The organism is Streptacidiphilus anmyonensis (assembly GCF_000787855.1).
GTDB lineage: Bacteria > Actinomycetota > Actinomycetes > Streptomycetales > Streptomycetaceae > Streptacidiphilus > Streptacidiphilus anmyonensis.
On sequence record NZ_BBPQ01000134.1, the window covers coordinates 1 to 4,075 of the forward strand.

Sequence of the window (4,075 nt, forward strand, 5' to 3'; positions counted from 1 at the left end):
ACCCAGCGACGCCTCCGGCGACAGCCCCGGCCCCCCGCCGGCGTCGGCCACGTCGGCCACCCGCAGGGCGTACGAAGCCGACTCCGCCGGGCCCGACAGCAGGCGCTCCCGCCCGGCACGTCCGGCCCGGGCCAGCAGCGGATCAACCAGCTGCCGCAGCACCGAGAAGGCGAAGTCCTGCTCCAGCTCGCCACCGTCGGCCCGCACCACCCGCATCCCACCGGCCTGCTCCGCGCCCGCCCAAGCATTCAGCAGCGAAGTCTTCCCCATCCCCGCACCCGCCCGCACCAGCACCACCGCACCCCGACCGGCCCGCGCCGCAGCGGCCGCACGCTCCACCACCGCGAGCTGCTCGCCCCGGTCGAGCAGCACGCTTCCTTCCCGGCCGGGGGGCTCGGTGAGCCCGACGCCCTCCACCGGAGGCGCGACGGACGCCGTGAGCCCTGCGGGACCGGGACCCGCGGGTAACGCGGGCCTCTCAGGTTCCGCCACGCTCGACGACGCCTTCCGAGCCGCGAGGTCCTCCGCCGTCGGCGCGGAGGTGCGGCCGTCCCCGACCGGACGCGTCACCGCGGGAAGCCGCCCCCGCAGCACCCGCAGCTGCGCCTCACGCAGTTCCGGACCTGGTTCAACCCCAAGCCCCGCGTCCAACCGCCGCAGCATCTCTCCGTAGAGGGAGAGGGCCGCAGCCTGGCGCCCCTCGCCCGCCCAGGCGAGCATGAGCCGGGCGGCCAGCCCTTCATGGAGGGGCTCCTCGACACACAGCGTCTGCAGCATCTGGGCCGTGGGCGCGTAACTGCCCAGCCCGAGAGCGATCTCGGCCCACTCCACCGCGACCGCGGTCCGCAGTGCCGTGAGGGCGACCGGTGCCGGATGCTGAAGCCGCCACGGACCCTCGCCCGCCAGCAGCGGACCGCGCCAGCAGCCGAGCGCCTCGCCGTGGAGCTGCCAGGCGGACTGCGCAGCCCCGGCTGCCGCCGCACGGCGGGCCCGCGCCACCAGATCCTCGAAGCGCGCCGCGTCCGAGCCGTCCAGCCCGAGCCGCAGGCGGTACCCGGGCCGCTCCCGCCGCAGCGGCGCGGCCGGCGCGGACGCACCAGGCATCGCGAGCAGCCGTCCCAAGCTGCTGACATGCGAACGCACGAGCTCGCGACAGGTGCGCGGAGGCTCGCTGCCCCACAGCACGTCGATGATCTCCTCGACGCCGACCACCCGATCCGGCTGAGAGGCGAGCAGCCCCAGCAGCGTGCGCTGCAGTCCCGAAGGGATGACGACGAAGTCCCGGCCGCGCCGCGCCTGAAGGGGACCGAGCACGTCCACACGAAGTTCCGCGCCGGCATGGGCGCCTGTGGCGCCGCCACCTGTCTTGCTGTCGCCGTTCTGGCCGCCTCCCGGGCGGTCTTCCCGCTCGGCGGCGTGCACGAGCGCGTCGAGCTGCGCGGCGTCCATCCCCAGCGCAGCAGCGAGACGGTGCAGCGTGACGGCCCGAGGCCGCGCCCCCCGCTCCAGATCACGCACAGTGCGCTCGCCCACCCGGGCCCGCGCGGCAAGCTGCGCGTGAGTCAGCCCCGCGCTGATCCTCAACCGCCGCAGCCACGCCCCGTTCCGGCCTTCACCGCCGCCTGCAGATGCGGCACTCCCCATCAGCTACCCGTCCCCTCACAGAATGCTGACTCGGATATGGATCGCCCCGGCAGTCGGCTCGTCTGAGCGGACGTCCGGGGAGGAGGGAGAGGGGAGAGCGGTCAGCCGTGAACCCTTCCAGCACGTCGGCCGGGCCGTACGCGTCGCTGGGCTTCGACCAATCTGTCATGCTCATATCTAAGCAGTCGGCACCTGCCGAGTGGGGCCACTTCGAACCGTCCCAGCGTCCAGTGGCCGCCGTGGGTGTCAGAGGCCGTTGAGCACGCCCGCGAGGCTGGACGGGTCGCGGCGGGCGATGTTGTGGCCGACCGGGATCTCGTGGACCCGCCACCCCGGGTCGTTGCGCAGCCGTTCGGTCAGGGTCACGAACGGACTGCCCGGCCACCCGCCCCCACTGATGTACGTCCGGCGGAGCGCCTTCCCGGCGGCGCCGCCCAGCCTGACCGACTGGACGAAGCTGGCGAGCGGGTGCGGTCGCGCCCGCGGGTCCAACCCGTCGGGGACCGCGACCCAACGGCCGTCGGCGCAGGAGCCGGCCACGAACAGCTCCCGGAAGTGGTCACTGGTCAGGGACCAGCAGGAGTCCCCGTCCGCCGGGACGTACGCGTCGATGAAGACGAGATGGTCGAGGCGGTCGCCGACCCGGTCCGCGACACCGGCGATCACCATCCCGCCGTAGCTGTGCCCGCACAGCGCGAGCGGGCCCCCGTCGGTGCTGTCGACGATCCCGGCCACCTGGTCGATGTGGCTGTCGAGGTTCGGTGGCCGGTCCGCCTCCACCGGCCCGTCCGGCTCCAGCCCGGCCAGGGTCACCGCCTCGACCTGGTGACCGTTCCGGCGCAGCTCGGCCGCCACCGCGTCGAACGCCCATCCGCCTTGCCAACCACCGGGCACCATCACGAACTTCACCGCGTCATCTTAGGTCGGCAGGACCGGCCGGAACCGGCGCCGGGAGTGGCTGCCGACGGTGCGTCAGCGGCCGGACCGACGGCCGAGACGGTGCGGTCAGACCGGGTGTCCAGCGGTTCCCCATGCTGCGGGCCGCGGGAGAAGGCGGTGGCGTTGCGGGCGAATCGCCGTCGGGGGCATCGTGATGGGGTCGGCGTCCTTGACGCGACGAGTACAACCGGCTGACACGCTGCGTCGGAACCTATCCTGGGCATATGGGCACAGGCGAACCGGGCGCGGCCCCGGACTGGCGAACCGCAGGCGTGCGGGTCATTCCCGCGGACGCGCTCGACCCGAACACACCGCAGACACCCGGGATGCACCGAGCCGCCGCGGTCACGCAAGCCCGGGCGGGCTCACAGAATCTGTGGGCCGGCACCGTCACCATCCACCCCGGGGCCAAGACGGGTGCCCACCATCACGGCGAGCTGGAGAGCGTGATCTACGTGATCCGTGGTCGTGCCCGCATGCGGTGGGGGGCGAACCTGGAGTTCACGGCCGAGGCGGGACCCGGAAGCTTCATCTTGGTTCCACCGTTCGTGCCGCACCAGGAGATCAACGCTCTCGACGACCAGCCGCTCGAGTGCGTGGTGATCCGCAGTGGTCAGGAACCCATCGTGGTCGACCTGGACATCACCGGGGTCGTAGCGCCTGAGACTGTTCCGTGGGTCGATCCCACCCACCCGGGAGACGGCTGATCCACCATCGGGGCAGCATGGCGAGACTGGACCAAGAGGCCGGGGCCCGAACGGGTGGCTGACGCCGGCGCAGCCACGGTGCGCGTCTAGGGTGGCGAACATGGTCGATGCCGATGATGTCCGCCGTATCGCGTTGTCCCTCCCGGCGACCGTCGAGAAGGAGGCATGGAGCATGCCCACGTTTCGGGTCGCCGGGAAGATGTTCGTCACGGTTCCCGACGACCAGACGTCGTTCGCCGTACGGTGTCCGAAGCATGATCGGGCGGAGTTGATCGCTGCGGAGCCGCGGAAGTTCTGGGTGCCGCCGCATGAGGCGTCTTCCGCCTGGGTCCGTGTGCGACTCGACGCCCTGGAGGGCAGCGCCGAGCTGTACGACATTCTGGTGGACTCCTGGAAGCAGGCTGCACCCGAACGGCTCGTGGAGGGCTTCAGCCCGGAGAGCCCGTGACCGGCGGCCAGGCGGACACAGGTTCACGTCCTCCAGGACGTTCAGTCGGCTTCGCCCAGCCGCGAGAGCGCGCGCCGGAGCCCCCACGGCAGTCCTCGCCGCGTCCGAAGGCGTGCTTCCTGGGAGCGACGTGGAGACGGTCGACGGCTGGTGAAACCGTCGCGAGGGGCCCGAGGGTGAGATCCCCTCGGGCCCCCGCGCATCAGAGCTGCTTCACGGTGTCGGCTGGGGCGGCGTGACCGACGGTGGCGGAACGACCGGCTGGGCCGGCGTGACGGACGTCGATGATCCGGGTGGGGGCGGGCCGGGACTCGGCGGTGGGACACGGCGCCCCGGG

General features: G+C 72.6%; 4 protein-coding genes. 2 read left to right on the forward strand and 2 right to left on the reverse strand.

Annotated features, from left to right (window positions below; all coding sequences use genetic code 11):
- Together TR50_RS41815 and TR50_RS41820 are read right to left on the reverse strand one after the other, a co-directional pair.
- Nucleotides 1-1,644: BTAD domain-containing putative transcriptional regulator (locus tag TR50_RS41815; protein ID WP_152648939.1), on the reverse strand; the 1,644-nt coding region annotated here is incomplete at its 3' end.
- Nucleotides 1,645-1,890: 246 nt separating this feature from the next.
- Nucleotides 1,891-2,553 carry an alpha/beta fold hydrolase gene (locus TR50_RS41820; protein WP_236654823.1) on the reverse strand — a complete coding sequence of 221 codons (663 nt, stop codon included), beginning with the start codon at nt 2,551-2,553 and terminating at the stop codon, nt 1,891-1,893.
- Nucleotides 2,554-2,807: 254 nt separating this feature from the next.
- On the opposite strand from TR50_RS41820, the gene TR50_RS41825 reads away from it, so the two are divergent.
- Nucleotides 2,808-3,290: a cupin domain-containing protein gene (locus TR50_RS41825; protein ID WP_042435832.1), complete on the forward strand. Its 483-nt coding sequence runs from the start codon at nt 2,808-2,810 to the stop codon at nt 3,288-3,290.
- Between the two features lie 100 nt (nt 3,291-3,390).
- Entirely contained in the window at nt 3,391-3,738 is a 348-nt protein-coding gene (locus tag TR50_RS41830; RefSeq protein ID WP_042435835.1) for an MmcQ/YjbR family DNA-binding protein, read from the forward strand.
- Nucleotides 3,739-4,075 lie beyond the last annotated feature (337 nt).

Excerpts from the sequence above, each read along its gene's own strand:
- TR50_RS41825 (WP_042435832.1), top strand. The coding sequence starts at position 2,808 with ATGGGCACAGGCGAACCGGGCGCGGCCCCGGACTGGCGAACCGCAGGC.
- TR50_RS41830 (WP_042435835.1), top strand. The coding sequence starts at position 3,391 with ATGGTCGATGCCGATGATGTCCGCCGTATCGCGTTGTCCCTCCCGGCG.